We start from the raw sequence: 26,466 nt of genomic DNA on the forward strand, positions 1-26,466 counted from the left end.
CTTGATGTCGCTGGCTGCCATTTCCGATGATCCAATTCCCGCTGACGGCACCGAGGGCATTCGCGACAGATTGAAGGCCGCCACGTCGGCGGCTCATCATGCCCTCGACGAGCGCCTCAGCCGCTTCGACCTGACCACAACGGCGCATTATCGCCGCTTCCTGCAGGCGAGCGCGGCCGTGCTGTTGCCGCTGGAACAGATGCTCGACCGTGCCGGCGCCGACGCGATGCTCGGCGACTGGACCCGGCGGCGGCGCACGGATGCGATCCGCGCCGATCTTGCCGATCTCAACGGCCGTATCGTTCCCATGGAGCTGCCGGCGCGGCCGCTCGATCGTGCCTTCGTCTTCGGCACGCTCTATGTCCTGGAAGGCTCGCGTCTCGGGGCGGCCTATCTGCTGCGCATCGTCGCGGCCTCGGCCGACCCCCGCGTGCGACGGGCAACGCGCTATCTGCGTCACGGCGCGGGGCAGGGGCTGTGGCGCAGCTTCCTGTCACAGCTTGCGGAAGAGCCGCTTCCTCCCGGCGACGATGTCAGAGTGATCATGAGTGCACGCGAAGCGTTCGCGATGTTTGCGAAGGCGATGGCAGCAGCATGAACGAGCCGGTCAACCTCACCAATTGCGATCGCGAGCCGATCCATGTTCCCGGGACGGTTCAGCCGTTCGGATTCCTGCTGGCGCTGGTGTCGGACTTCACCATATGCATGGCCTCGGAGAACGCGCCGGACTTTCTCGGCGGCGACCTCGGATGGCTGCTGCAGCAGCCGCTCGACGCCGTGCTCTCGGAGGCGGCCGCGGCCGCGATCCGTGCCAGGGTCGACTATCTCAGCGGCCCGGATGCGGTCGAGCGCGTGTTCGGCGTCGATCTGCAGGGTCGTGGCAAGCTTTTCGACCTCGCCATCCACTTTTCCGGTGCGTATCTCGTCGTCGAGGCCGAGCCCAGTCTGATCGAGCCCGGCGTCAATTCCGGCGAACTGGTGCGGCTGATGCTCGGCCGCATCCGCAAGACGACGGGGATGATGGATCTGGCGCAGGAGGCGGCGCGCCAGCTCAAGCTGTTGACCGGCTTCGATCGGGTGATGGTGTATCGGTTTCATCCCGACGGCTCGGGCGAGGTGATCGCCGAGGTCGCGGGCTCCGGCCTGGAGCCGTTCCTCGGGCTGCATTATCCGGCCTCGGACATTCCCAAGCAGGCGCGGCAGCTCTATCAGCGCAACTGGCTCCGGATCATCGCCGACATCAACGCCGCGCCTGCGCCGCTGCAGTCGACGCCTACGCACAATGCCGGACTGCTCGACCTGTCGATGAGCGTGCTGCGCGCGGTCTCGCCCATTCACATCGAGTATCTCCGCAACATGGGCGTCGCCGCGTCGATGTCGGTCTCGATTCTGCGCGAAGGCAAGCTGTGGGGCCTGTTCGCCTGCCATCACTATGCGCCGCATCATCTGTCGTTCGAGAAGCGTACCGCGGCCGAGCTGTTCGGCCAGATGTACTCCTGGCTGCTCGAGGCGCGCGAGCGCGAGACCGACGTCGCCTATGAGGCGCGTGCGCATCAGATCCAGGAACGGCTGATCGAGCGCGCGGCTGCGCAGGCGCACAGCAAGCGCGCGATCCTCGACCTTGTCGCCGACTATCGGCAGATGATCGAGTGCGACGGCATCGCCGTGTGGTCCGACGACGAGATCACGCTCGAGGGCGAGACGCCGACCGAAGAGGAGGTGCAGGACCTCATCGGCTTCATCAACCGGACCTCCCCCGGCCGCATCTGCGCCAGCGCCGAGATTGCCAAGGTGTACGCGGCCGGCGAGGTATTCCGCGATCGCGCCGCCGGCTTCCTCGCCGTCCCGATCTCGCGCACGCCGCGCGACTGCCTGATCTTCTTCCGCCGCGAGGTGTTGCGCTCGGTCAACTGGGCGGGCGATCCGAACAAGACCTATGCCGAGGGGCCGCTCGGGCCGCGCCTGACGCCGCGCAAGAGCTTCGAGCTGTGGCAGCAGACGGTGGCCGGCCAGTCGAAGCCATGGTCTTCGGCGGACCTGCGCATCGCCGAGGGCCTGCGCATCACTCTGCTTGAAGTGATTCTGCAGCTTTCGGAGCTCGCCGCGCGCGAGCGCCGCGGCGCACAGGAGCGGCAGGAGCTGATGATCGCGGAGCTGAATCACCGCGTCCGCAACATCCTCAGCCTCGTGCGCGGCCTGGTCGCGCACAGCAAGGAGACCTCGAGCTCTGTCGAGGAGTTCGCTTCCGTGCTCGGCGGTCGCATTCAGTCGCTGGCGCGCGCCCACGACCAGATCACCAATCTCAATTGGGCGCCGGTCGCGTTGCGCGCGCTGCTCGAATCGGAAGCGGGGGCCTATCTCGGTTCGCGGGCAGGGCGGGTGCTGATGGAAGGGCCGGATGTCGCGCTCGACCCCAAGGCGTTCGCAACGCTCGCGCTCGTCGTGCACGAGATGATGACCAACTCGGCGAAATACGGCGCGCTGGCCGACTCCACCGGACAGGTGCAGGTGATCTGGCGGCTCGATCCCGGCTCGAGCCTGGTCATCGACTGGAAGGAGAGCGGCGGCCCGCCTGTGCAGCCGCCGTCGCGGCGCGGCTTCGGCACCACCATCATCGAGCGTTCGGTGCCGTTCGACCTCAAGGGCGACGCCGAGATCCGCTTCGACCTGCTCGGCGTGCAGGCGCGTTTCGTGATCCCTGCCAATTTCGTCCAGATGGTGCCGGCGATGACAGGCGCTCCCTCCCGTCATCAGTTCAAGGAAGAGGACACGCCGCGGCTGTCCGGTACGGTGCTGATCGTCGAGGACAATCTGATCATCGCGATGGGCGCCGAAGTGATTCTGCTCGAGCTGGGTGCGCGGCACATCGACACCGCGGCCTCCGTCAATCAGGCGTTGAAGTCGATCGAGCGCGCGGTGCCGAGCTTCGCGCTGCTCGACATCAACCTTGGCGCGGAGAGCAGCCTGCCGGTCGGGCACCGGTTGAAGGAACTCGGCGTGCCCTTCATGTTCGCGACCGGCTATGGCGAGCGTGCGCCGATTCCTGCGGAGCTGTCCGACATGCCGGTGATTCAGAAGCCGTACACGCGCGAAGTCGTCGAGAAGGCATTGATGAAGATCAAATGAGTCGCACGCGCATCAAAGTCGGCTTTGCGCGTCGCGGTGATTGGCATTCATGATTGCAGTCTTGGGTTTTCTCACATCCGCGTGTTTGTCGTGAGCGACATAACGCACGATGGGAGACACAGCATCGACTATCCCACTGTTGCTGCGACAAAACAGCCCGAAAATATTAGAACGCATCCAAAGGACACCGCTGTTCTAACATTGTTTCGACAAATGGAACCTCCGCAGCCTTATTCCGAACGAAGTCATCGCCGAAACGGCGCAACGGGGGCGCGTTGAATCGTCGGAGGTCTGATGACGAATCGAACGACGAGTTTGTTGCCGTGCGTTGCTATCGCCGTGCTGGCGGGAGCGGCTGCGACGACAATCGAGTTTACACCGGCATCGGCTGCAGACGAATGCCTTGCAAAGCCTGCGGGGACGCCGGCGGGGAAGCACTGGTTCTATCGCATCGATCGCGCGACCAAGAAGCAGTGCTGGTATCTGCGCGATGACGATCGCGAAGCGAAGGGCGCGTCGCTGGTCACGCGCAAGCTCGCCTCGCAGAAGGAGCGGGCTCAGCTCTCGTCGACCGCGGCCAATGCACGTGCCGAGATCCAATCGTCGTCCAAGGACGCCGCCGATGAGGTGAAGGTCGTGTCCTCGACGCCGACCGCTGCGGCGTCTGTGCCAGCGACGTCTGCGTTTCCGTCGGTTGCTGCATTTCCGGCCGCGCCTGCACCGGTCGCCGCGCCGGCGCCCGTCGCGTCAGCGTCGGCGGGTGCGCCCGACCCGGTCGGCGCGGCTGTGAACGAATCTGCTGTTGCGACGCGTTGGCCCGACCAGTCCGGCACGCTGCAGGCAGCGGCGGAGCCCGGCGCGCCGCGCGCATCCTCCTACACGCTCGCTGCCGCCAGCGACACCAGCGCCGCGGAAGCGGCTGCTCCCGCGACGCCGGCGCTGGCCGCTGCGGATGCGTCGCCGGCCGTGACGATCGGCATGTCCGGGGACGATGCGTCCAAGACGCGGATGTTCGCTTTCCTCGGCGCAGTCGCGATTGCGGGCTTCTCGATCAGCGTGCTGTTTGCGCGCGCCCGGGGCAGGCGGCAGCTCCGCATCGAGCCGGCGGCCGCCCGGCGCGTCACGCGTTGGCCGGCGGAGCCTGAGCTCGATCGCATGCAGCTGCCGCCGGTGGACAGCTACTATCCGGCCCTGGCGGGACGCAGGGGTAAATCGTCGCAGTCGACTGCGCAGGTCTCGGTCGTGCCGCGCGACGACGCTCGCTACGATGAGCAGTACGAGGTCGAAGACCTGCTGGCGCGTTATTCCGGACAGGAACGCCGGAATTCGTGAGCGTCAGGCGACGGACATCTCGGAGCGAATCTCGGCGCGCAATTCGTCGATCAGCCTGAGGCCGCCCTTCGTCTCGACATGCCAGAAGGTCCAGCCGTTGCAGGCCGGCAGACCTTGCGCCACCGCGCCGATGCGGTGGATCGAGCCGACCTTGTCGCCCAGCATGATGGCCCCATCGGCGCGCACCAGCGCGCCGTGGCGGCGCTTGGAGTCGACGAGCTTGGTGCCGGGCGCGATCATGCCGCGTTCGATCAGCTCCGAGAAGGCGACGCGCGGCGCTTCGCGGGCCGTCATGAACGGTGCGAGCGTGGCCTCCGGCAGCGGCTCGACCGCGGCGATGCGCCGCTCTGCCGCCTTCGCATAGACCTTGTCGCGCTCGAAACCGATGTAGCGGCGGCCGAGGCGTTTTGCCACGGCCCCGGTCGTGCCGGTGCCGTTGAACGGATCGATCACGAGATCGCCGGGCTTCGATGACGACAGCAGCACCCGCGCCAGCAGGCCCTCCGGCTTCTGCGTCGGATGAACCTTCTTGCCGTCGGCGTCCTTCAGCCGCTCCTCGCCGGTGCACAACGGAATCAGCCAGTCCGAGCGCGCCTGAACGTCCTCGTTGGCGGCCTTCAGCACTTCGTAGTTGAACGTGTAGCCCTTCGCCTTCTCGTCACGCGCGGCCCAGATCATGGTCTCGTGCGCGTTGGTGAAGCGGCGGCCGCGGAAGTTCGGCATCGGGTTGGACTTGCGCCAGACGATGTCGTTGAGGATCCAGAAGCCGAGATCCTGCATGATCGCGCCGACGCGGAAGATGTTGTGATAGGAGCCGATCACCCAGATCGTCGCGCTCGGCTTCATCGCGCGGCGCGCGGCGAGCAGCCAGGCGCGGGTGAAGTCGTCATAGGCGGCGAACGAGGAGAACTTGTCCCAATCGTCGTTGACGGCATCGACCTGCGATTCGTCGGGACGCTTGAGCTCGCCCTTGAGCTGCAGATTGTAGGGAGGATCCGCGAACACCAGGTCGACGGATGCGGCCTGCAGTTTCGACATCTCGGCGACGCAGTCGCCGACGATGATTCGTTGCTCTTCAAGCGGCTGAAATTTAGTGCGGGGCGCCTTTGCAGACGCCCCGCGACGCGACTCTACCATGACTCAAGAACTCTGACTCAGGCGACGCTGTCGGCGACGCGGGACCTAACAACCGACTGCCCACACATTGACGTGGCAAAGTAAAAATGGACTTAATCGGGAAAATTTTTCGCATCGATGCGCACGCGTTCATCACGCGCACCGACGATGATGAGCCGTTCGTCGATGCGCGATGATCTCTGCGCAACGTGGCGATTGCGATGGGCTTTTTCGCTTCGCGCGCACGCCGCCGCCCGGCGAGGGGAGGTTGCACATGCCGGATTTTTCGGCTCGCGCTAGGCAAAATTTGCCGGCCGGGTTATTGATTAACACAGTGGAAATTTTACCTGTTTGCCGCGTTAGGCATTTCGCGCAGAGCCGCGCAAGGACAGTGAGGAAAGGCCGCCATGCGTTACGATGATTTCCGTCGCAGCGACGACATCGACGACCGTCGCGACGAAGGCGGCGGGATGGGCGGCGGTATGGGTCTGCCGATCGGCGGCGGCGGGCTCGGCATTGGCACCATCATCGTGCTCGGCCTGATCGGCTACGCCTTCGGCATCGACCCGCGTATCCTGATCGGCGGCGCCGAGATGATCACCCGTGGCGGCGCGCCGATGGAGCAGGCCGACCGGCGGTCGCCCGGCAAGACCGGCGCGCCGAAGGACGAGATGGGTGACATGATCTCCGGCGTGCTCGGCGAGATCGACGACCGCTGGAGCGAGATCTTCCAGGCCAGCGGCCAGAATTATACCGGGCCCAAGATCGTGCTGTTTCGCAACAGCACCAATGGCGGCCGCTGCGGCATGGCGCAGTCGGCGATGGGGCCGTTCTACTGTCCGCCGGACCGGCAGATCTTCCTCGACACCAACTTCTTCCGCGAGGTCGAGACGCGCTTCCGGGGCTGCTCGGGCAGCGCCTGCAAGTTCACCGCGGCCTACATCATTGCCCACGAGGCGGGACACCACGTCCAGAACCTGCTCGGCATCTTGCCGCGCGTCACGCGGATGCAGCAGCAGTCGGACAACAAGGCCGAAGCCAACGCGCTGCAGGTCAAGGTCGAGCTGCAGGCCGATTGCCTGTCCGGGGTGTGGGTCAATCGTGAGGCCAAGAAGCGTCCGGGCTTCCTCGAGGATGGCGACATCGACGCCGCGCTGACGACGGCCTCGGCGATCGGCGACGACACCCTGCAGCGGAAGGCGACCGGACGCGTGGTGCCGGATTCGTTCACCCATGGCTCTGCCGCGCAGCGCAAGCGCTGGTTCATGGTCGGCTATCAGCAGGGCACGGTGCAGGCCTGCAATACGTTCAGCGCCGGTTCGCTGTAGGAGACGCGCTCATGGCGATCGACGAGAGCAAGAGCTTCATTCCCCTCAACATCGCCGTGCTGACGGTGTCGGACACGCGTTCGCTCGCCGACGACAAGTCGGGCACCACCTTGAGCGACCGCCTGACCGCCGCCGGCCACAAGCTCGCGGCGCGCGAGATCGTCACCGACGATGTCGAGAAGATTCGCGCGGTGGTGAAGTCGTGGATCGCCGACCCCGGCGTCGACGTCGTCATCACCACCGGCGGCACCGGCTTCACCGGCCGTGACGTCACGCCGGAAGCGATCGAGCCGCTGTTCGAGAAGCGCATGGACGGCTTCTCGATCGCCTTCCACATGCTGAGCCACGCCAAGATCGGGACGTCGACGATCCAGAGCCGGGCCACGGCCGGCGTCGCCGGAGCGACCTACATCTTCTGCCTGCCGGGATCACCGGGCGCCTGCCGTGACGGCTGGGACGGCATCCTCGCCGCCCAGCTCGACTATCGCACGCGACCCTGCAACTTCGTCGAGATCATGCCGCGGCTCGACGAGCATCTGCGCCGGCCGAAGGCGCAGGGCGCGACGGCGTAGGGCCACGGCGCGATGCCGCGTCGCGCGTTGATCGCGCGTCTCACTTCGTTGGTACGATCTCGAAGGCGCCGCCGCCTTCGATCGCCGCTCCGATGAGGCCGCCCATCATGCTGGCCGCGAAATTCTGGCCGCGCGGCCCCACGACCATCCGGTAGGTCTTGCCGGGCACGGCGGTGAAACGAATGTTCGACGAGCCCGGCGAGGACCATGTCGACACGGTGATCGTGGTGGCGCCGGGCGCAATCGGGCCGCTATAGCTCTCGCCGCGGCCAAGGCTCGCCACCTTAACGCCATTGATCTCGATCGCCGCCGGCGCCGCCAGATAGAGGAAGTCCGTCGTGCGCGTAATCGCGACCGTTGCGCGCCCTTTGGGCGCGGCGTGCGCCGCCGTCCCAGTCTCGACCCCAAACGCGCCTGCCAGCGCGACAAGCGCCGCAAGCTTCGAACGCATCATCGATTGCATCACTGCCGATACCCGCCCCAGTTTGGCGCGATACTACCGGCGCGCCGGAACTTCGCAATCGGCATGCGCAGCCTGTTGTGGAGGTGATCCTCGGCCCACCGGCGGTTGTTGTGCTAGCCGCGCGGCTACAGCTCCAGCCGCCATGTCTCGCCGGTCAGCGGGACGCCGAACATGGCGTGCGGCTCCTCGGCGATCTTGCGAAACCCGGCGCGGGCATAGATGTCGCGCGCGGCGGTGAGAATGCTCTGCGTCCACAGCTCGATCGTCCTGTAGTTCTTCTCGCGCGCGAAGCGGATGCATTGTTCGGTCAGAGCCCGGCCGACGCCGAGCCCGCGTGCCTTCTTCTCGACCAGCAGCAGCCGCAGCTTGGCGACCTCGTCGCTGCCCTTGACCAGGAAGATCGAGCCGACCGGCTCACCGGCGAGCTCGGCGATCCAGCACTGCTCGCGGGCCGGGTCGTAGCTCCTGATGAACTGTGCGCCGATCTCGGCGACCAGCGCCTCGAACGAGACGTCCCAGCCATATTCCTCGGCGTAGACGGCGCCATGCCGTGAAACCACCCAGCCGATGTCGCCCGGGCGATGGCTGCGCAGCAGCACCGGGGAGCGGCCCGGCTGCTGCGGCTCCAGGGCGGTCGCGATCGTCGTCATTGCACCGACCAGCCGGTCGCGCACGGAGGGCGCCAGCGGCGCCAGCATGGCCGCGATCTCCTTCTGCGAGCTGCGGTCAAGCTTGGCATAGGCCTGCCGTCCCTTCGCGGTCAGGCCGAGCTGCTGCTGCCTGCGGTCGGTTGGCAAAGGCGTGCGGGTGATCAGCCCCTGCTCGTCGAAGCTCTGGACGATGCGGCTGAGATAGCCGGCATCGAGGCCGAGCGAGAGACCGATCTCCTTGGCCGAGATGGCCTCGTACTGTGCGAGCTCATAGAGCACACGCGCCTCGGCCAGCGAAAACGGACTGTCGAGCAGATGCTGGTCCAGTGCGCCGAGCTTCCTGGTGTAGAAGCGGTTGAACGCGCGGATGGCGGCGACTTGGCCGTCGGCTGGGGTGGAATTCATGGGGGCGCCTCCAATATTTGCCATTGTCAACCAATTGGTTGACTTTGGCAAGTATGGTCGTGCCGCTTACACCATCACGATCCGGCTGCGCAGCATCGTCCGCGAGGACCGGCCGAGCTGACGCAGCAGCCGCGTCTCGGCGCGCTTGTGGTCGGGCTTGTATCCGCCGAGCTGCCGGTAGTGATCCCTGGCGATCAGCAGGCCCTGATCGCCGAGCGGTCCGACCAGGACCCGCGCAACCGCGCGCAGCCGGTCGCGCAGGCTGATGGCGGCATAGGGAGACCGGGCATAGCGGAAGACGCCGGCGCGCGGCCGGCCAGCGGCGGCGACGCTCTGGACGAACTGCATGGTTTCGTCGATCCAGCCGGGATCGAGCATCGCGCCGGCGGGCAGAAACATCAGCCAGGGCGCACGCGCTTTCGCCGCCCCTGCCGCAAGGGCAGCGGCCTGGGAGCCCTCGAACTTCATGAAGTGGCAGCCGGCAACGTCGGCGACACGTTCGATCACGCTGGAATCGGGCGAGCGATCGACCAGCAGCACCTCGGTGACGACACCGGCCGCAGCGCCGGGCACCAGCGCCGACAGGGTGGCCACGGCGGTCTGCTCGACACCTTCGGTCGGGATGATCACGCTCAGCATGAACCTGGCATCGTTATCTGTCGCGCCTCCGGCATGATTGTTATCATCTTGTCATAGCCAAATCAGCCCGCTGCGCTGCGGAATTTTGCAGCATGCCGGTTTGGCGGCACGGGGAGGAAAAGGGAGGGTCAGGCGGACAGCCGTTTGTCGGGCTGGGTCGCACCGCTGCGCCAGGCCGCGACCTCGGCCAGCTCGGCGTCGGGTCGAGTCGCCACGATCTCCAGCCGTCCGAGATAGAGGCAGCCTCGATCGCCGTCGATGGTCACCCAGTCGCCGCTTCCGACCGGCGTTCCGGCGAGTGTCGCGCAGCCGGCTTCGACACGCACCTCGAGCGCACGACAGCCGACGATGCAGGGCCGCCCGAGTTGGCGCGCGACCAGAGCGGCGTGGGCGGTGCGTGCGCCGACCGACGTCACGATGCCGGCTGCGACGGCGAAGCCCGCGACATCGGCCGTCGAGGTATCCGGGCGCATTAGGATGACCGGCTCGCCGCTGGCGGCCAGCCGCTTGGCGCCGTCCGCGTCGAAGGCGGCGCGCCCTGTGGCGATGCCGCCGGAGGCACCGATGCCTGTTGCGACCGGGGCGCCGGCCGCGACCAGCGACGTCTCGACCAGCCGCTCCAGATCGATGTCGGCCAGCCGCTCCAGGGCCTCATGAGGCGCGATGACCCGCTCGCGAACCAAATCCACCGCAAACCTCAACGCAGCGCGCGGCGTGCGCTTGGCGGCCCGGGTCTGGAGAATCCACAAATGGCCATCTTCAACGGTGAACTCGACGTCCTGCACGTCGCCGAATGCCTGTTCGAGCTGCCGCAGCACCGCACCGAGCTCATCCCGCAGAGCGGGAAGTGCGCGCGTGATCGCATCCTCGCTGTCCGGCATGCGGCGACCGGAGACGACGTCCTCGCCCTGCGCATCGAGCACGAGGTCGATCATGGGCTGCCGCGCCCCGGTGGAGGGATCGCGCGAGAACGCGACACCCGCGCCCGAACCGAGACCGCCATTGCCGAACACCATCGTCTGCACGGTGACGGCTGTGCCGCGCAGGTCCTCCAGGTTCTGCAGCTTGCGATAGGTCTGCGCACGCTCGCTGCTCCACGAACCATAGACGGCACGCGCCGCGGCCATGAGCTGCGCTTCGGCATCCTCCAGCCAGCCATCGCTGCCGGTCTCGACCAGCGCCTGTTCGTCGGCCGCGAGCCGCGCAATGGCTTCGCTGTCCAGATCCCGGTCGTTGGCAACACCTTCGTGCGCAACCAGCTCGTCGCGCCGCGCCGCGAGCGTCCCGGCATCGAAGCCGAGCACGGTCTCGGAGAAGCTCTCGATGAAGCGCCGGCGACAGTCGAAGGCGAGGCGCGGCCGTCCGGTGCTGCGGATCAGGCCGCGCATGGCAGCCGAGGTGCAGCCGACATTGAGCACGGTGTCGAGCATGCCCGGCATGGATCGCGCAGCGCCGGAGCGGACGGATACAAGCAAGGGCCGGCGATGGTCGCCGAAGACCCGGCCGGTCGTCTGTTCGAGAAACCGGATGCCCGCCCGCAGGCCGTCGCGCAGGCGCCGTTCGGCATCGGCCTGGTTCGCAATGATGTCGGCGCAGAGCTCGACGGGAAGCACGAAGGCCGGCGGCACGGGCAGTCCGAGCGTCGCCATGCGCGCCAGATTGGCGGCCTTGGCGCCGACGGTCTCGGCCGAGCATGGCTCGGTGTTCGTGCCGAAAATGCAAATGATGGACATGGCAGTTCCTAACCCGCGAGATCGATCATGATGTACTGGCGCAGCAGATGTCCGAAGCTCGCCAGGCGGTCGGTCGCACGCTCGATGGCGCGCGCCAGCTCCAGCCCGGACAGCGATGTCGCGACGTCGAAGCCCGCTGTGAACACGAGGGCGGTGATCGCGCGTTCCTGCGCATCGGCCGCGTGTTCGCTGTCCATGAGGCGCAGCACGGCGGCGAGCGCATCATCGGAATCCGCCCGCCGTCCTTCGGGCACCTCGGCAGCGGCGGCGAGGCCGCTCGCGGCCGTCTCGATCCCGCCAATGGCGACCTTGCAGAGCTCGGCCAAGGCCGCCGACAGCGTTGGCGGCATCGCAGCCGGCGCGAGCGAGGCGATGAACGCCGCCTGTTCGAGCTCGTCGACGGCCTCTTCGACCCGGTCGACCAGTTGCGCGATCAGCGGCTCGGCCTTGAGCCGCGTGATCTCCTCGCGGGCCTCGATCGCGATCCGGTCGGCCTTCTGTTCGATCCTGCTGGCGCGTGCGGCCAGCAGCTTGCGGTCGCCGGAAACACCGGACTGCAGCGCACTGAGATCGCGGTTCAGCGCGGCGGCGAGGTCGTGGGCCAGGCCGAGCTGGCGCGTCACGATCGCGAGCAGCGCACCGTCGGCACGATCGAGATGCCGCACCAGATCGGCTTCGATCTGGTCGCGGACCAGCCGCACCGAGCGGCCGGCCTGCAGGCCCTCGGTCGCAGCACGCAACGCGGCCTTGAGAAATTCGACTGCAGCGGTGCGGCCCAGGGCGCGATCCAGACGTTCGCCGAAGCCGATACGATGGGGCGCAGCGTTCCGGACGGCCGCACCCAACAGTTCGTTGCCGCCGAGCTCGAGGAAGGCGCGGTGGCCGATCCGGTTGCGCGCCGCCCAGTCGAGAAGTCTGATCGCATCATCCTTGGACAGCCAGGTCCGCAGCAGTTTCCGGGCCTTGTTCCAGTCGATCAGGAACACCAGCGCGGCGCCGAGTGCCGTGAGGAAATCGTCGCGCGCTTGCGCGGTGTTGCCCTGGAATTGGCCGGTCACCAGGTAGAACGCGTTCTCGTCCGCGAGGTTCGTCCCGGTGTGACGGTCGAGACCGCTCCAGATCGCCGCGAAACCATCGAACAGGCGAACGAAGAACTTCGCGCGGGCTAGGTGAACGTCGGTGTAGTTGACCGTGACCGTCAGACCTAGGACCGCGATCACCATGACATGCGCATCGGTGGTGCCGATGTCGTTCTGGATTAGGAGGCGTTCGCCGGCGCGGGTCGCCATCGTGTCCAGGCCGGGATGGTCGAACTTGAGTGCGCGCGTCGCGTTGAGCCCACGCATGAAGGCGACGACAGCGGGCTTATCGTCAGCGGCGAGCCCGTACACATGAGCTCCGTCGAGCGTGTCCTCGGCGCAGTCGGCCGCGATGCGGTTGAGCGCCTTGTGGAGATCCATCACCAGCCGGTGCAGGCTGTCCGCTTCTTCCTGGGCGCCAGTCAGACGCGCGACGCGCGTGAAATCTATTTCGTCGCCTATCGTCAGCAGGCCCGCGCGTTGCATCGTGCCGAGCCGGCGTTCGGCAGACTGGCCCTCGGAGCTTCGTCCGGCGTTGACCGCGCGGATCATCGCGCGCGTATCGTTTTCGATATCACCGATCAGCGCGGCGAGACCGGGAGCGGCAAGGCGTCCGGTCGCGGTGCGATGCGCGCCGCCGATCAGGCTCGCGAGATCAGCCGGTGCGATGCGCGCGGCGCGGCACTCGGTCGAGAGATCGGTCGGCCGCTGTTCCGGCGCCTGAGCGTGCTGGGCGGCGGCCTGCAGCGCGCTCATGCGCACCTTGACACGGTCGTTGGCAGCGAGACCGTCGGCAATCAGTGACGGCAGCAGGATGTCGGCTTCGCCGAGCTCCTTGATGATCTGGGATTTCATGACGGCATCGATCAGGTTTCCGATGCCGTCACCGTGCCTCAGCACCGCACGCAAGTCCTTGCGTTGGATCATTCATCGAACCGTCATATAAGGTGTGCGGGCGACGTCAGTCGCCTGCCTGTGTCGGCGTGGTGTCGCCGGTGCTGTTCGGCCAGACCCAGTCGCGGATCTCGGGCATGTCCTCGCCATGCGCCCGGATGTAGCGGGCATGCTCGATCAGTGCGTCGCGGAATTTCTGCTTCACATGGGCCGCCGACACACTGAGGCCGGGCACGCGCTCGATCGCCTCGATGGCGAGGTGGAAACGGTCGAGCTCGTTGAGCACGACCATGTCGAACGGCGTCGTCGTGGTGCCTTCCTCGATGAAGCCGCGCACGTGCATGCCGGCATGGTTGGTGCGGCTGTAGGTGAGACGATGGATGAGATACGGATAGCCGTGATAGGCGAAGATCACCGGCTTGTCGGTCGTGAACAGGCTGTCGAAGTCGCGGTCGCTGAGGCCGTGCGGATGGTCCTGCTTCGGCTGCAGGGTCATGAGGTCAACGACGTTGACGACGCGGATCTTGAGGTCGGGCAATTCCTTGCGCAGCAGATCGACGGCAGCGAGCGTTTCCAAAGTCGGGACGTCTCCGGCGCAGGCCATCACCACGTCGGGCTCCTCGTCGGCGGGCTCGGTGCCGGCCCACGACCAGATGCCGATGCCGGCGTCGCAATGGATGGCCGCATCCTGCATCGACAGCCATTGCGGCGCAGGCTGCTTGCCGGCGACGATGACGTTGATGCGGTCATAGGTGCGCAGGCAGTGGTCGGCGATCCACAGCAGCGTGTTGGCGTCCGGCGGGAAGTAGATGCGGACGATGTCGGCCTTCTTGTTGGCGACGAGATCGACGAAGCCGGGATCCTGATGGCTGAAGCCGTTATGGTCCTGCCGCCAGACATGTGACGTCAGCAGATAGTTCAGCGAGGCGATCGGGCGCCGCCACGGCAGCTCGCGCGACACTTTCAGCCATTTGGCGTGCTGGTTGAACATCGAATCGACGATGTGGATGAACGCCTCGTAGCAGGAGAACAGGCCGTGGCGGCCGGTGAGCAGATAGCCTTCCAGCCAGCCCTGGCAGAGGTGCTCGCTCAGCACCTCCATGACGCGGCCGTCATGGGCGAGGTGGACGTCGTAGGGCTCGATGCCCTCCATCCACACCCGCTCGGTGACCTCGAACACGGCATCGAGCCGGTTCGAGGCGGTTTCGTCCGGGCCCATGATGCGGAAGTTGCGTGTCTCTGCATTCAGCGTGATCACGTCGCGCAGGAACTTGCCGAGTTCGCGCGTGGCTTCAGCGATGGTCTGGCCCGGAGAGGACACGTCGACCGCAAAATGCTGGTAGTTTGGGAGCTTGAGCTCACGCTTGAGCAAGCCGCCATTGGCGTGCGGGTTGGCGCCGATGCGCCGCGCGCCCTTCGGCGCCAGCGCCTGCAGCTCCGGCATCAGCCGGCCCTGCGCGTCGAACAATGTGTCCGGCTCGTAGCTCTTCAGCCAGGCTTCGAGCAGCGCGAGATGCTCCGGCTTGCCGCGCGGATTGGCGATCGGCACCTGGTGGGCACGCCAGAAACCTTCGACCTTGAGGCCGTCGACCTCCTTCGGGCCCGTCCAGCCCTTCGGGCTGCGCAGCACGATCATCGGCCAGCGCGGCCGTTGGATCGTTGCATCCGGCTGACGCGCATTCTGCTGGATCGAGCGGATGCTTGCGAGCGCGACATCGAGCGCGTCCGCCATCTGCCGATGCATCGGCTTGGGCTCGGCGCCTTCGACGAACAGCGGCTCATAACCGTAACCTTCGAACAGGCATTTGAGCTCGGCGTCGCCCATGCGGCCGAGCACGGTGGGATTGGCGATCTTGTAGCCGTTGAGATGCAGGATCGGCAGCACCGCGCCGTCATGGGCCGGGTTCAGGAACTTGTTCGAATGCCAGGACGCGGCGAGCGGGCCGGTCTCGGCCTCGCCGTCGCCGACCACGCAGGCCACGATCAGATCGGGATTATCGAACGCCGCGCCATAGGCGTGCACCAGCGCGTAGCCGAGCTCGCCGCCTTCATGGATCGAGCCCGGCGTTTCCGGCGCCGCATGGCTCGGAATGCCGCCAGGGAAGGAGAACTGCCGGAACAGCTTGCGCAGGCCATCGGCATCGCCCGTGATATCCGGATAGATCTCGCTGTATGTGCCTTCGAGATAGGTGTTTGCGACCATGCCCGGACCGCCATGGCCGGGACCGCAGATATAGATGACGCTGAGATCCTGGGCCTGGATGGCGCGATTGAGATGGGCGTAGATGAAATTCAGTCCGGGCGTCGTCCCCCAGTGGCCGAGCAGGCGCGGCTTGACGTGCTCCGCTTTCAGCGGCTCGCGCAGCAGCGGGTTGTCGAGCAGATAGATCTGCCCGACCGAGAGATAATTGGCCGCACGCCAGTAGCGGTCGAGCAGGTCGAGATCATCGGCCGGGATCGTCTGGTGGGAAGACGTGATGTTCATGTAACCTCGCTTGCCGTCCGCTTCGCGCCCGCGGGAGAGTGCATTAGAGTAACGCCGCACCGTCCCGTTCCAGTGCGCTGCGAGGATAGAACGGGAATGTGATGGTTGGCCTTGCGCCGGCTCAGAACCACCGCGCAAATGTTCTCTTTTGTTCTTGTAATGTTCGCTTTGTGTGCTATGTCTTGGCCATGAGCCGAGCATCTTCACATGCCCTCAAGCGCCCGCCGGTCCCGGTGCCCTCCGAGCCGGCGGGCGCGCCTTCTTTCGGTCCTGACAAGGACTTCCCCGAACTCGCGGTCGCCATCGAACGGGGCCGGCGCCGCGGCCGGGGTGCACAATCCAATGCGAGCGGCCGCTACGAGGCGGAGGCGCGCGTTGTCTTCGACGACGGCTGGCAGAGCCTCGAAGATCTGCCGCCGTTCAAGACCACGGTCGCGACCGATACCTCGCGCAAGGTCATCACCCGCAACGACTCGCCGGACATCGGTTTCGATCGCTCGATCAATCCGTATCGCGGCTGCGAGCACGGCTGTGTCTACTGCTTCGCGCGGCCGACCCATGCGTTTCTCGGGCTGTCGCCTGGCCTCGACTTCGAATCCAAGCTGTTCGTGAAGCCGGATGCGCCCGCTCTCCTGGAGAAGGAGCTCGCGGCCAGCGGCTACGAGCCGCGGATGATCGCGATCGGGACCAACACCGATCCCTACCAGCCGATCGAGCGCGAGCGGAAGATCATGCGCGGCATCCTCGAGGTGCTGGAAAAGGTTGGCCATCCCGTCGGGATCGTCACGAAGTCGGCGCTGGTGATGCGTGATGCCGACATCCTGGCGCGGATGGCCAAGAAGAACCTGGCGAAGGTCGCGATATCAGTGACCACGCTGGATCCGAAGCTGGCGCGCACCATGGAGCCGCGGGCGTCGACGCCATCGAAGCGGCTGGAGGCGCTGCAGGCGCTCTCGAAGGCTGGCATCCCGACGACGGTGATGGTGGCGCCGGTGATCCCGGCGCTCAATGACAGCGAGATCGAGCGCATCCTCGATGCCGCCGCCCATGCCGGGGTCAAGGAAGCCTCCTATGTGCTGCTGCGGCTGCCGCTGGAGGTGCGCGACCTGTTCCGCGAATGGCTGCTCGAGCATTATCCCGACCGCTACCGCCACGTCTTCACCCTGATCCGCGACATGCGCGGCGGCCGCGATTACGACTCGCAATGGGGCACGCGGATGAAGGGGACAGGCCCGATGGCCTGGATGATCGGCCGCCGCTTCGAGATCGCCTGCGAAAAGCTGGGGCTGAACAAGCGCCGGACCAAGCTGACGACCGATCATTTCGTCCGGCCGAAGGGCGGCGGGCAGCAGCTCAGCCTGTTCTGACATGTGTGGAGGTGGCGCGATGAGTGCAGGTGCGGTTATCCCGCGGTTCACCGTCATCACACTCGGTGTATCCGAGATGCGGCGGAGCATCGCCTTCTATGCATCGCTCGGCTTCGTCAGAAAATTCCGCGCGACCGGCGAGGAAGTGGCATTCTTCGACACTGGCGGGACGGTGCTGGCGCTGTACCCGTGGAGCGCGCTCGCCCACGACGCGGGTGTGCCGGACACGCCGCGGCCGCAGGCATTCCGCGGCGTGACGCTGGCATGGAACTGCCGTTCGGACGCCGAGGTCGATGCGGCGCTCGCGTCGGCAGTGGAGAAGGGCGCGCTGCTGCTGAAGCTCGCGCAACGGACCGACTATGGCGGTTACAGCGGCTATTTTGCCGATCCGGACGGTCATGTCTGGGAAGTGGTGGTGGCGCCGGGAATCGATGTCGGCGACGATGATCGGGTGCATCTGCCGGCGTAGCCGGTTGCTGGAGAGGGTGCGAATAGCGGGGAATTGAGGTCCGTTCGGGTTGCACCGCCGCGGGCCGTTCCGCACCATGCCGGCCATGATTCGCGATCAGTCAAAGAAACCGGGCAGGGCGAAGGCCGCCAGCGGTGCCGTGGCGAAGAGCGCCGCTGCAAAGGCCGGGACCAAGCCTGCGCCGCAGAGCGCCAAGGGCAAGACCGCCGCCAAGCTCGGCAAGGGCGTCATCGCGGTGGCGCCGCCGAGCTTCCGGCGGGAGCGTGCGCTGCTGAAGCAGGGGATCTGGCCGGTCGCGGGCTGCGACGAGGCGGGACGGGGGCCGCTGGCTGGTCCGGTGGTCGCTGCTGCCGTGATTCTCGATCCCGCGCGCATTCCGAAGGGGCTCGATGATTCCAAGCGGCTGAGCGCGGAGCAGCGCGAGGCGCTGTTCGACAAGATCTGCAAGACGTCTGCGTTTGCGGTGGCCGTCGCCTCGCCGGCCCGAATCGACCGCGACAACATCCTGCGTGCCTCGCTGTGGGCGCTGTCTCGCGCCGTGAGGGCGCTGCCCGAGGCGCCGAAGCACGTGTTCGTCGACGGTCGCGACCGCATCGACGTCGATTGCGCGTGCGAGGCGGTGATCGGCGGCGATGGTCTGGTGATGTCGATCGCGGCCGCCTCGATCGTCGCCAAGGTCACGCGCGACCGGCTGATGTGCGCACTGGCGCAGGACTGCCCTGGTTACGGATTCGAGCAGCACAAGGGCTATGCTGTGCCCGAACACCTCGCCGCATTGGACCGGCTCGGCCCCTCGGTACATCATCGCAGCCTGTTTGCGCCGGTCGTCGCCGCCCGGCGCAAGCATCAGCCCTGGACCGAGGTGCCGGAGCCCGACCTTTTCGCAGAGGTGACCGTGGTCACGTCCACCGAAATCTCGCTCGGGGCCTGATGCTGGTTGCCTCGATCGCGCCGCGGTCTTAAAGCTTGAGATAGCGAACCGGCACGAATTGTCACTCCTCGCAGCGGGGGCGGTTTTGTGCGCCTCGATCATGCGGTATCGATTGCGGGCGTCGGACAGCGAGGCTGCTGCGGATGAGGGACGGTTCTGCCGGCCTCTTCGACGTCCTCAGCGATCCAGCCAAGCGATCCAGCCGTTCATGCGTTTCACGTCACTGGTTGTCGAACTGATCCGCGCAAGGCCGCGGCTGGTCGTCGTCATCGTGGTGCTGTGCCAGGCCCTGATGTGGCTCGGCGTGGCCGTGCTGTTCTATCGCAGCCCGCCCGGCCAGCTTGCCACCACCATCGCGTTCGGACGCGAGTACCAGGTTGGCACCGATCTCGGCCCGCCACTGTCGTTCTGGCTGTCGGACATCGCCTATCGCCTCGCCGGCGATCATCTGCTCGGCGTCTACGTGCTGGCCGTGCTGTGCTCGGCGCTCAGTCTGTGGGTGATGTATCTCCTCGCGGCGGCGATCGTCGGCGGCCAGCAGGCGGTGCTCGCCGTGCTGCTGACCATGACCATCACCGCGTTCGGTGCGCCCACGCTGGAATTCGGTCCGGAGGTGCTGGCGCGTCCGCTCTGGGCGCTGCTGCTGCTCCATAGCTGGCGGATTCTCGGCGAGGGCCGGCGCAACGCCTGGTTTGCCTGGTCGATCGAGGCCGGCCTGCTGCTGCTGACCACGCCGGCCGCCGCCGGCCTGCTGCTGCTGATCGCGGGCTTCGTGGTCTCGACCGCGCAGGGCCGCCGCGTGCTGCGCTCGTTCGATCCGCTGTTCGCGCTGCTTGTGGTGGTGGCGCTGGCACTGCCTTATCTCATTTTCGTGCTGCGTTCCGACAGCGTCGGCCTGCCGGCGCTGCCCGTTCTTGCCGAGCTTCCGGTGCGCGCCTGGCATTGGCTCGCGCTGGCGGGGGGACTGCTGCTGGCGATCTCGGCCGTGCTGCTGCTGGTGGTGCTCGACGCCGGCTGGATCGATCGCGGCGAGACCGATGCGCCGATCATCTATCGCCGCTCGGTGCCGCCGCTCGCGCGCGACTTCGTCTATTGCTTCGCGATTGCACCGGCGCTGGCGGGCAGTCTGATCTCCGCTCTGTTCGGCCTCCCGACCGTGTACGGCGGCACTGCCGTGACCCTGACCATGGTCGGCCTTGCCCTGGTGGTCGCGTCGGGCGATCTGATCTATCTGCGGCGGCAGCGGCTGCTGCGCCTGGTCTGGGCGGTTGCGGTCGCCGCGCCCGCCATCCTCGCGGCGGGCAGCGCTGTGGTGCTGCCGTTGCTCGGCGACCGCGAGGTCGCGACGGCGATGCCGGCCCGCGACATCTCCCGTTTCTTCGTCGAGAGTTTCGAGCGCCGTACCAACCAGCGGCTGCAGGCGGTCGCCGGCGATCCGCAACTCGCCAGCCTGGTCGCGCTCGGCCGCCGCCGCGCGCATCTGTTCCTCGATGCCACCCCGCAGCGGACACCCTGGGTCACGCCGGCCAAATTCGCCGAGAGCGGCGGCGTCGTGGTGTGGCGCGCCTCCGACACGGTCGGCACCCCCCCGCCGGAGATCGCCCAGCGCTTTCCCGGGCTGGTGCCGGAGGTGCCGCGCAGCTTCGACTGGCTGATCAACGGCCGCCAGCCGGTGCTGCGCATCGGCTGGGCGATCGTGCGACCGAAAGGGCCGTAGCGCTTCGCCGCGCTCTCCGTCATTGCGAGGAGCGCAGCGACGAAGCAATCCAGAATCGTGGGCGAGACTCTGGATCGCTTCCGCCTACGCCCAAGAAGGCTTCGGCGGCCAAGTCGCTTCGCTCGCAATGACGGAGGAGACTGGCGCTCAGACCGCCAGCACCGTCGCGATCGCGCGCAGGTCTTGCCAGGACAGCCGCTTGTAGGACGGCGAGCGCAACAGATAGGCCGGATGGAACGTCGCGATCGCGCGGATGGTGCGCTTGCCGGTGTCGTAGTCGCGCCATTTGCCGCGCGTGCGCATGATGCCCTCGGTGGTGCCGAGCAGCGCCTGGGTCGACGGGTTGCCGAGCGTCACCAGCACGTCCGGATCGACCAGCTCGATCTGGCGGCGGATGAACGGCAGGCAGATCTGCGTCTCCTGCGGCGTCGGCGTGCGATTGCCGGGCGGGCGCCATGGAATGACGTTGGCGATGTAGACCTTGCTGCGGTCGAGCCCGATGGCGGCGATCATGCGGTCGAGCAGCTTGCCGGAGCGGCCGACGAACGGCAGGCCCTCGATGTCCTCGTCGCGGCCGGGCGCCTCGCCGACCAGCATGATGCGCGCCTGCGGATTGCCGTCGGCGAACACCAGCCGCGACGCCGTCTGCTTCAGCGCGCAGCCGTCGAAACTCTCCAGCAGCTCGCGCAGCGCCTCCAGGGTCGGCGCTGTCCGCGCCGCCTCGCGGGCCGAGGCGACGGCCGCTTCCGGCGGAGGCGGCGGTTCGCCGCGCGGCGGAATGATCGCCGGCGCCGCCAGCCGGCCGGCCTGCGGCGCCGCCGCCTGACGGGCGGCAGGAGCGGCAGCAGCCGCGGCCTCAGGCTCCACCAGCCTGTTGATCGGCTCGTCGGCGAGCGCGCAATCGACTCCCGCCTCCAGATAGAAGGCGAGCAATTGGCGGACGTCGGGGAGGGGCTCGGGGGTCATCATGATCGATCGCCGCCATAGTGTACGCCGCCTCGGCGCATGGCGGAATGCATTTCGGTGGTTGTCCTGCCCCGAAAAATCGGAAACAAGAGCTTGGAATAACCCAAAAAAGGGACGGAACGCCCTAGTGTTCCGGCGCCAGCCTTCGCTCCCCTCGGGACCTGCCCATCAGCGAACCGCCGGCGCCTCCAGGAACCCTAGTTAAGTCATTGTTGCTGTTGCAGCTCCGGGTTTGACCTTTGCACGCGCCAGGGGGATGCAAAGGCCAGATCCACTGCACCGGCCGGGCCTGAGATTGAGAGACATGAGCACCGAAGAGTTACCTCCGCGCGAATCCATGGAGTTCGACGTCGTCATCGTCGGCGCCGGCCCGTCGGGCCTGACTGCCGCGATCCGGCTGAAGCAGCTCAATGCCGACCTCAACATCGTCGTGGTCGAGAAGGGCTCCGAGGTCGGCGCGCACATTCTGTCTGGTGCGGTGATCGATCCGGCTGCGCTCGACAAGCTCATTCCCGATTGGCGCTCGGACGATGATTGCCCGCTGAAGACCCAGGTCAAGGTCGACAAGTTCTTCTGGATGACCGAAAGCAGCGCGATCCCGCTGCCGGGCTTCGCGATGCCGCCCTTGATGGACAACCATCATTGCTACGTCGGCTCGCTCGGCAATGTCTGCCGCTGGCTGTCGCGCAAGGCCGAGGCGCTCGGCGTCGAGATCTATCCGGGCTTCGCGGCCACCGAGGTGCTGTATGACGAGCAGGGCGCGGTGCGCGGCATCGCCACCGGCGACATGGGCATCGGCAAGGACGGCAAGCCGAAAGCCTCGTTCACGCGCGGCATGGAGCTGCTCGGCAAGTACACGCTGTTCGCCGAGGGCGCGCGCGGCAGCCTGTCCAAGCAGCTGATCGCCAAGTTTGCGCTGGACGCCAAGAGCGAGCCGGCGAAATTCGGCATCGGTCTCAAGGAAGTCTGGCAGATCGATCCGGCCAAGCATCAGAAGGGCCTGATCCAGCATTCGTTCGGCTGGCCGCTCGACATGAAGACCGGCGGCGGCTCGTTCCTGTATCACTATGACGACAACCTCGTCGCGGTCGGCTTCGTCGTCCACCTGAACTACGACGATCCCTATCTGTCGCCGTTCGAGGAATTCCAGCGCTTCAAGACCCATCCCTCGATCCGCGGCGTGTTCGAGGGCGGCAAGCGGCTTGCCTACGGGGCGCGCGCGATCACCGAGGGCGGCTATCAGTCGGTGCCGCGGCTGTCGTTCGCCGGCGGCGCGCTGATCGGCTGCGCGGCGGGCTTCGTCAACGTGCCGCGCATCAAGGGCGTGCACAATGCGATGGGCAGCGCGATGCTCGCGGCCGAGCACGTCAATGCCGCGCTCGCATCCGGCCGCGCCAATGACGAGCTGGTGAGTTACGAGAACGCCTGGCGCGGCTCGCCGGTGGGCGAGGACCTGTTCAAGGTCCGCAACGTCAAGCCGCTGTGGTCGAAGTTCGGCACCGTGCTCGGCGTCGTCCTCGGCGGCTTCGACATGTGGTGCAACACGCTCGGCTTCTCGCTGTTCGGCACCCAGTCGCACGCCAAGCCCGATCGCGCCACGCTCGATCCCGCCAAGGCGCATCAGCCGAAGCCTGCGATGAAGCCGGACGGCAAGCTGACCTTCGACCGGCTGTCCTCGGTGTTCCTGTCGAACACCAATCACGAGGAAGACCAGCCGGTGCATCTGAAGGTCGCCGACATGGCGCTGCAGAAAAGCTCCGAGCACGACGTCTATGCCGGGCCGTCCAACCGCTATTGCCCGGCGGGCGTGTACGAATGGGTCGAGGAGGGCACGAGCCCGCGGTTCGTGATCAACGCGCAGAACTGCGTCCACTGCAAAACCTGCGACGTCAAGGATCCCAACGGCAACATCACCTGGGTTCCTCCGGAAGGCGGCGGCGGGCCGAACTACGAGGCGATGTAGCCTCCGCATGCGCACGATTGCGTGAGTCGGCTGCCCCGGGGAGGGCAGCCGGCCACGATACGGCCATACTGGCGCGGTTTGACGCAGGTCACCTTCGCCAAAGGGGCTCCCGGCTGACCCGAATATCCTGCAAATCCTTGCGGTTGGCCGCCAAACGCGGCATTGTCGGCGCCTTGAAGAGCTGCCGATCGGGTTCGTGTCCGTACCGATCCGTCATTTCCAACAACCAGAGCGCACCGTGATGTTGTCAATTCGCAATCGCTGGACCGCAATTGCCGTTTCTGCCTTGCTGCTCCCCGGTGCCGTCCTGGCCCAGACGCCGGATCATCCTGCGGATAACGCCGCAAAATTTCCGACCAGCGTCGATCTGAAGTCGCTCACCACATCGGGCAGCTATCTGGCGGCCCGCCACGCCAGCGTCGAGCGCGACGCAGCCTCGGCGGCGGCGTTCTACCGCTCGGCGCTACGCAGCGACCCGAAGAACAACGAGCTGCTCGACCGCGCCTTCATCTCCTCGGTCGCCGATGGCGACATCGACGAGGCCGTGAAGCTCGCCGAGCGCGTGCTCACGATCGACAAGTCGAACCGCATCGCGCGGCTCGTGGTCGGCGTGCAGGACATCAAGCAGAAGAAATACGCGGCTGCCCAGACCAACATCAACCAGTCGGTGCGCGGGCCGATCACCGATCTCGTCGCCACCTTGCTGTCGGCGTGGGCCGCGGCAGGCGCGGGCGATTCGAAGACCGCCGTCGCCAATATCGACAAGCTGACCGGTCCCGAATGGTATCCGCTGTTCAAGGACCTTCATGCCGGCATGATCCTGGAGCTGGCCGGCAAGGAGAAGGACGCCGGCACCCGGTTCGAGCGCGCCTACAAGCTCGACGATTCGATGCTGCGCATCACCGAGGCCTATGCGCATTGGCTGTCGCGCAACAAGGATGCGGCGGCGGCGACCGCGATCTATGAAGCCTTCGACAAGAAGCTCGCGCGCCATCCGCTGGTGCAGGAGGGCCTGCGCGAGACCAAGGCCGGCAAGAAGCTGCCGCCGCTGGTCGACTCGCCGCAGGCCGGCGCCGCCGAGGCGCTGTACGGCATCGGCGCCACCTTGAGCCGCCGCGGCGGCGAGGATCTGGCGCTGGTCTATCTGCAGCTCGCGCTGCACCTGCAGCCGAATCATCCGCTGGCGCTGCTGTCGCTCGCCGATCTCTACGAGACGGTGAAGAAGCCGCAGATGGCGATCAAGGTCTATGAGCGGGTGCCGGCGAGCTCGCCACTGAAGCGCAACGCCCAGATCCAGCTCGCCACCGATCTCGACAGCGCCGACCGCAGCGACGAGGCGATCAAGATCCTCAAGGACGTGATTGCCCAGGATCCGAAGGATCTCGAGGCGATCATGGCGCTCGGCAACATCGAGCGCGGCCGCAAGAAGTTCGCCGATTGCGCCAAGACCTATTCGCTCGGCGTCGATTCGCTGCCCGCCAACAACGACAAGGCCAACAGCGTCTATTACTACTATCGCGGCATCTGCCTGGAGCGCTCCAAGCAGTGGCCGAAGGCCGAGGCCGACATGCGCAAGGCGCTCGAGCTGCAGCCCGACCAGCCGCACGTGCTGAACTATCTCGGCTATTCCTGGATCGACCAGGGCATCAATCTCGACGAAGGCATGAAGATGATCAAGCGCGCCGTCGAGCAGCGGCCCGACGACGGCTACATCGTCGACTCGCTCGGCTGGGCCTATTACCGCATCGGCAATTACGAGGAGGCGGTCAAGAACCTCGAGCGCGCGATCGACCTCAAGCCCGAGGATCCGACCATCAACGACCATCTCGGCGACGCCTATTGGCGCGTCGGCCGCAAGCTGGAAGCCAAGTTCCAGTGGGCCCATGCCCGCGACCTGAAGCCGGAGGCCGAGGAGCTGCCGAAGATCGAGGCCAAGATCCAGAATGGCCTGCCCGATGATCCGGCGCCCGCTGCGGCCAGCAACGACACCAAGGACACGCCGTCCGACGCCAAGAAGGACGATGGCAAGGGCGGCTAGTTCGTCCTGATCGCGATATGAGAGCCATCACGGGCTCCTCGGCTTGCCGGGGAGCCCGGATGATTTTGATGAAGGGGTGGCGGTTGTCGGCCACGTCCGTTTCGGCCTGAGCCGCAGCGCGTTGGCAACCGACCTCCACCACCGAACATGCTGGGGGCATTGCGCTGATGTTGGCGTCCACGGTCACCGGCGCGCTGCAGGAGCAAGGGCGCGCCAAGGTCAATCTGACCCTGCGGGTCGTCGGCCGCAGGGTCGACGGCTATCATGATCTCGAAAGCGTCGTTGCTTTTGCCGACTGCGCGGACCAGCTGACGCTGGTGCCGGGCCCGGAGCTGACGCTGACGACGACCGGTCCTCTGGCGGACGCCTGCGGCGAGACCACGGACAATCTGGTGCTGAAGGCGGCGCGGCTGCTGGCGGAGGCCGTTCCCGGCCTGAAGCTCGGCGCCTTCACCCTTGAGAAGGTGCTGCCGGTCGCGGCGGGCATTGGGGGCGGCTCCGCCGATGCGGCGGCGGCGCTGCGGTTGCTGGCGAAACTGAATGGCCTTTCCCTGGACGACCCGCGCCTCGCGGCGGTGGCCTTGAAGACCGGCGCCGACGTGCCGGTTTGCGTGCCCTCGCGCGCCTGCACCATGACGGGCGTCGGCGAGAACCTGCAGCCGCTCGCGCTTCCCGTCCTGCCCTGCGTGATGATCAATCCGCGCGTGCCGGTGGCGACCAAGGACGTGTTCCAGGCGCTTGGTCTCAAGCCGGGCGATCTGCTGATCGGGGTGACGGATGTTCTCACCGCGCCGTCCTGGCCGAAGGCTGGAGCCTCGGTCGGCGGCTGGGTCGATGCACTCGATCAGGTGCGCAACGACCTCGAGCCGCCGGCGCTGAAGGTGCAGCCGATCATCGGCACCGTGCTCGAGGCGCTACGCACGAGCGCGGGCGTGCTGCTGGCGCGGATGTCGGGCTCCGGCGCGACGTGCTTTGCGATCTATGGCAGCAAGGCCGACGCGAAGGCCGCCGGCGCCGCGATCGCCGCCGCGCATCCCGAATGGTGGGTGCATGCGGGAACGCTGAGCTAACTCATCAGCATCTGCGAAACGAGTGCCCAATACAGCGCCCTCGCCCCCAAGGCGAAGCGAAGCTTCGCCAGGGTGGGAGAGGGCATTTAGGACGGAGCGACAAGATCGGTTGGGTGAGGGGTA

Annotated in this window: 20 protein-coding genes; 12 read left to right on the forward strand and 8 right to left on the reverse strand. The window is 66.7% G+C overall.

Features of this window, described 5'->3' with window-relative positions:
• The first annotated feature begins 4 nt into the window (after positions 1-4).
• The 3 genes from QW845_RS17620 to QW845_RS17630 all read left to right on the forward strand — a co-directional run bounded on the left by QW845_RS17620 (position 5) and on the right by QW845_RS17630 (position 4,458).
• The gene (locus tag QW845_RS17620) at positions 5-598 is read left to right on the forward strand and encodes a biliverdin-producing heme oxygenase (protein ID WP_315802813.1); all 594 of its coding nucleotides are present in this window, start codon (positions 5-7) and stop codon (positions 596-598) included.
• Complete coding sequence (locus tag QW845_RS17625; protein WP_315802814.1) at positions 595-3,126, forward strand: HWE histidine kinase domain-containing protein; 2,532 nt, start codon at positions 595-597, stop codon at positions 3,124-3,126. The genes QW845_RS17620 and QW845_RS17625 overlap by 4 nt, the downstream gene beginning before the upstream one ends.
• 294 nt (positions 3,127-3,420) lie before the next feature.
• Entirely contained in the window at positions 3,421-4,458 is a 1,038-nt protein-coding gene (locus tag QW845_RS17630; protein ID WP_315802815.1) for a hypothetical protein, read from the forward strand.
• A gap of 3 nt (positions 4,459-4,461) precedes the next feature.
• Here the strand turns inward: QW845_RS17630 and QW845_RS17635 are convergent, their stop codons facing one another.
• The gene (locus QW845_RS17635) at positions 4,462-5,595 is read right to left on the reverse strand and encodes a site-specific DNA-methyltransferase (RefSeq protein ID WP_315802816.1); all 1,134 of its coding nucleotides are present in this window, start codon (positions 5,593-5,595) and stop codon (positions 4,462-4,464) included.
• A gap of 386 nt (positions 5,596-5,981) precedes the next feature.
• Between QW845_RS17635 and QW845_RS17640 the strand changes: the two genes are divergently transcribed.
• Positions 5,982-6,902 carry a neutral zinc metallopeptidase gene (locus QW845_RS17640; RefSeq protein ID WP_315802817.1) on the forward strand — a complete coding sequence of 307 codons (921 nt, stop codon included), beginning with the start codon at positions 5,982-5,984 and terminating at the stop codon, positions 6,900-6,902.
• A gap of 11 nt (positions 6,903-6,913) precedes the next feature.
• Positions 6,914-7,474, forward strand: coding sequence for a molybdenum cofactor biosynthesis protein B (moaB, locus tag QW845_RS17645; RefSeq protein WP_315802818.1), 561 nt, complete (start codon positions 6,914-6,916; stop codon positions 7,472-7,474).
• Between the two features lie 40 nt (positions 7,475-7,514).
• Here the strand turns inward: moaB and QW845_RS17650 are convergent, their stop codons facing one another.
• The 6 genes from QW845_RS17650 to QW845_RS17675 all read right to left on the reverse strand — a co-directional run bounded on the left by QW845_RS17650 (position 7,515) and on the right by QW845_RS17675 (position 15,822).
• Positions 7,515-7,928 carry a hypothetical protein gene (locus tag QW845_RS17650; RefSeq protein WP_315802819.1) on the reverse strand — a complete coding sequence of 138 codons (414 nt, stop codon included), beginning with the start codon at positions 7,926-7,928 and terminating at the stop codon, positions 7,515-7,517.
• Positions 7,929-8,062: 134 nt separating this feature from the next.
• The gene (locus tag QW845_RS17655) at positions 8,063-8,992 is read right to left on the reverse strand and encodes a helix-turn-helix domain-containing GNAT family N-acetyltransferase (protein ID WP_315802820.1); all 930 of its coding nucleotides are present in this window, start codon (positions 8,990-8,992) and stop codon (positions 8,063-8,065) included.
• A gap of 66 nt (positions 8,993-9,058) precedes the next feature.
• Positions 9,059-9,631 carry a glycosyl transferase gene (locus tag QW845_RS17660; RefSeq protein ID WP_315802821.1) on the reverse strand — a complete coding sequence of 191 codons (573 nt, stop codon included), beginning with the start codon at positions 9,629-9,631 and terminating at the stop codon, positions 9,059-9,061.
• Between the two features lie 128 nt (positions 9,632-9,759).
• Entirely contained in the window at positions 9,760-11,364 is a 1,605-nt protein-coding gene (locus QW845_RS17665; RefSeq protein WP_315802822.1) for a PEP/pyruvate-binding domain-containing protein, read from the reverse strand.
• Positions 11,365-11,372: 8 nt separating this feature from the next.
• Positions 11,373-13,298 (reverse strand): hypothetical protein, encoded by a 1,926-nt coding sequence (locus QW845_RS17670; protein ID WP_315802879.1) that lies wholly within the window; start codon positions 13,296-13,298, stop codon positions 11,373-11,375.
• Positions 13,299-13,404: 106 nt separating this feature from the next.
• On the reverse strand, positions 13,405-15,822 hold the full coding sequence (locus QW845_RS17675; RefSeq protein ID WP_315802823.1) for a phosphoketolase family protein: 2,418 nt from the start codon (positions 15,820-15,822) through the stop codon (positions 13,405-13,407).
• Between the two features lie 188 nt (positions 15,823-16,010).
• On the opposite strand from QW845_RS17675, the gene QW845_RS17680 reads away from it, so the two are divergent.
• From QW845_RS17680 to QW845_RS17695, 4 genes are all read left to right on the forward strand, one after another.
• Positions 16,011-17,189: a PA0069 family radical SAM protein gene (locus tag QW845_RS17680; RefSeq protein WP_315802880.1), complete on the forward strand. Its 1,179-nt coding sequence runs from the start codon at positions 16,011-16,013 to the stop codon at positions 17,187-17,189.
• A gap of 19 nt (positions 17,190-17,208) precedes the next feature.
• A complete protein-coding gene (locus QW845_RS17685) occupies positions 17,209-17,658 on the forward strand; it encodes a VOC family protein (RefSeq protein ID WP_315802824.1) in 450 nt (149 codons plus the stop codon).
• Between the two features lie 76 nt (positions 17,659-17,734).
• A complete protein-coding gene (locus QW845_RS17690) occupies positions 17,735-18,589 on the forward strand; it encodes a ribonuclease HII (protein WP_315802825.1) in 855 nt (284 codons plus the stop codon).
• Positions 18,590-18,797: 208 nt separating this feature from the next.
• Positions 18,798-20,306, forward strand: coding sequence for a glycosyltransferase family 39 protein (locus tag QW845_RS17695; RefSeq protein WP_315802826.1), 1,509 nt, complete (start codon positions 18,798-18,800; stop codon positions 20,304-20,306).
• Between the two features lie 147 nt (positions 20,307-20,453).
• On the opposite strand, the gene QW845_RS17700 is transcribed toward QW845_RS17695, so the two are convergent.
• The gene (locus QW845_RS17700) at positions 20,454-21,272 is read right to left on the reverse strand and encodes a uracil-DNA glycosylase (protein ID WP_315802881.1); all 819 of its coding nucleotides are present in this window, start codon (positions 21,270-21,272) and stop codon (positions 20,454-20,456) included.
• 304 nt (positions 21,273-21,576) lie between these two features.
• On the opposite strand from QW845_RS17700, the gene QW845_RS17705 reads away from it, so the two are divergent.
• From QW845_RS17705 to QW845_RS17715, 3 genes are all read left to right on the forward strand, one after another.
• Positions 21,577-23,235 (forward strand): electron transfer flavoprotein-ubiquinone oxidoreductase, encoded by a 1,659-nt coding sequence (locus tag QW845_RS17705; RefSeq protein WP_315802827.1) that lies wholly within the window; start codon positions 21,577-21,579, stop codon positions 23,233-23,235.
• A 241-nt stretch (positions 23,236-23,476) separates the two neighbouring features.
• A complete protein-coding gene (locus tag QW845_RS17710; RefSeq protein ID WP_315802828.1) occupies positions 23,477-25,273 on the forward strand; it encodes a tetratricopeptide repeat protein in 1,797 nt (598 codons plus the stop codon).
• Between the two features lie 167 nt (positions 25,274-25,440).
• Positions 25,441-26,343, forward strand: coding sequence for a 4-(cytidine 5'-diphospho)-2-C-methyl-D-erythritol kinase (locus tag QW845_RS17715; protein ID WP_315802829.1), 903 nt, complete (start codon positions 25,441-25,443; stop codon positions 26,341-26,343).
• Positions 26,344-26,466: the final 123 nt, after the last annotated feature.

The sequence above is a fragment of the Bradyrhizobium sp. SZCCHNS3002 genome (genome assembly GCF_032377435.1).
GTDB lineage: Bacteria > Pseudomonadota > Alphaproteobacteria > Rhizobiales > Xanthobacteraceae > Bradyrhizobium.

Excerpts from the sequence above, each read along its gene's own strand:
- QW845_RS17620 (WP_315802813.1), top strand. The coding sequence starts at position 5 with ATGTCGCTGGCTGCCATTTCCGATGATCCAATTCCCGCTGACGGCACC.
- QW845_RS17625 (WP_315802814.1), top strand. The coding sequence starts at position 595 with ATGAACGAGCCGGTCAACCTCACCAATTGCGATCGCGAGCCGATCCAT.
- QW845_RS17630 (WP_315802815.1), top strand. The coding sequence starts at position 3,421 with ATGACGAATCGAACGACGAGTTTGTTGCCGTGCGTTGCTATCGCCGTG.
- QW845_RS17635 (WP_315802816.1), bottom strand. The coding sequence starts at position 5,595 with ATGGTAGAGTCGCGTCGCGGGGCGTCTGCAAAGGCGCCCCGCACTAAA.
- QW845_RS17640 (WP_315802817.1), top strand. The coding sequence starts at position 5,982 with ATGCGTTACGATGATTTCCGTCGCAGCGACGACATCGACGACCGTCGC.
- moaB (WP_315802818.1), top strand. The coding sequence starts at position 6,914 with ATGGCGATCGACGAGAGCAAGAGCTTCATTCCCCTCAACATCGCCGTG.
- QW845_RS17650 (WP_315802819.1), bottom strand. The coding sequence starts at position 7,928 with ATGATGCGTTCGAAGCTTGCGGCGCTTGTCGCGCTGGCAGGCGCGTTT.
- QW845_RS17655 (WP_315802820.1), bottom strand. The coding sequence starts at position 8,992 with ATGAATTCCACCCCAGCCGACGGCCAAGTCGCCGCCATCCGCGCGTTC.
- QW845_RS17660 (WP_315802821.1), bottom strand. The coding sequence starts at position 9,631 with ATGCTGAGCGTGATCATCCCGACCGAAGGTGTCGAGCAGACCGCCGTG.
- QW845_RS17665 (WP_315802822.1), bottom strand. The coding sequence starts at position 11,364 with ATGTCCATCATTTGCATTTTCGGCACGAACACCGAGCCATGCTCGGCC.
- QW845_RS17670 (WP_315802879.1), bottom strand. The coding sequence starts at position 13,298 with ATGAAATCCCAGATCATCAAGGAGCTCGGCGAAGCCGACATCCTGCTG.
- QW845_RS17675 (WP_315802823.1), bottom strand. The coding sequence starts at position 15,822 with ATGAACATCACGTCTTCCCACCAGACGATCCCGGCCGATGATCTCGAC.
- QW845_RS17680 (WP_315802880.1), top strand. The coding sequence starts at position 16,011 with ATGAGCCGAGCATCTTCACATGCCCTCAAGCGCCCGCCGGTCCCGGTG.
- QW845_RS17685 (WP_315802824.1), top strand. The coding sequence starts at position 17,209 with ATGAGTGCAGGTGCGGTTATCCCGCGGTTCACCGTCATCACACTCGGT.
- QW845_RS17690 (WP_315802825.1), top strand. The coding sequence starts at position 17,735 with ATGCCGGCCATGATTCGCGATCAGTCAAAGAAACCGGGCAGGGCGAAG.
- QW845_RS17695 (WP_315802826.1), top strand. The coding sequence starts at position 18,798 with ATGCGTTTCACGTCACTGGTTGTCGAACTGATCCGCGCAAGGCCGCGG.
- QW845_RS17700 (WP_315802881.1), bottom strand. The coding sequence starts at position 21,272 with ATGACCCCCGAGCCCCTCCCCGACGTCCGCCAATTGCTCGCCTTCTAT.
- QW845_RS17705 (WP_315802827.1), top strand. The coding sequence starts at position 21,577 with ATGAGCACCGAAGAGTTACCTCCGCGCGAATCCATGGAGTTCGACGTC.
- QW845_RS17710 (WP_315802828.1), top strand. The coding sequence starts at position 23,477 with ATGTTGTCAATTCGCAATCGCTGGACCGCAATTGCCGTTTCTGCCTTG.
- QW845_RS17715 (WP_315802829.1), top strand. The coding sequence starts at position 25,441 with ATGTTGGCGTCCACGGTCACCGGCGCGCTGCAGGAGCAAGGGCGCGCC.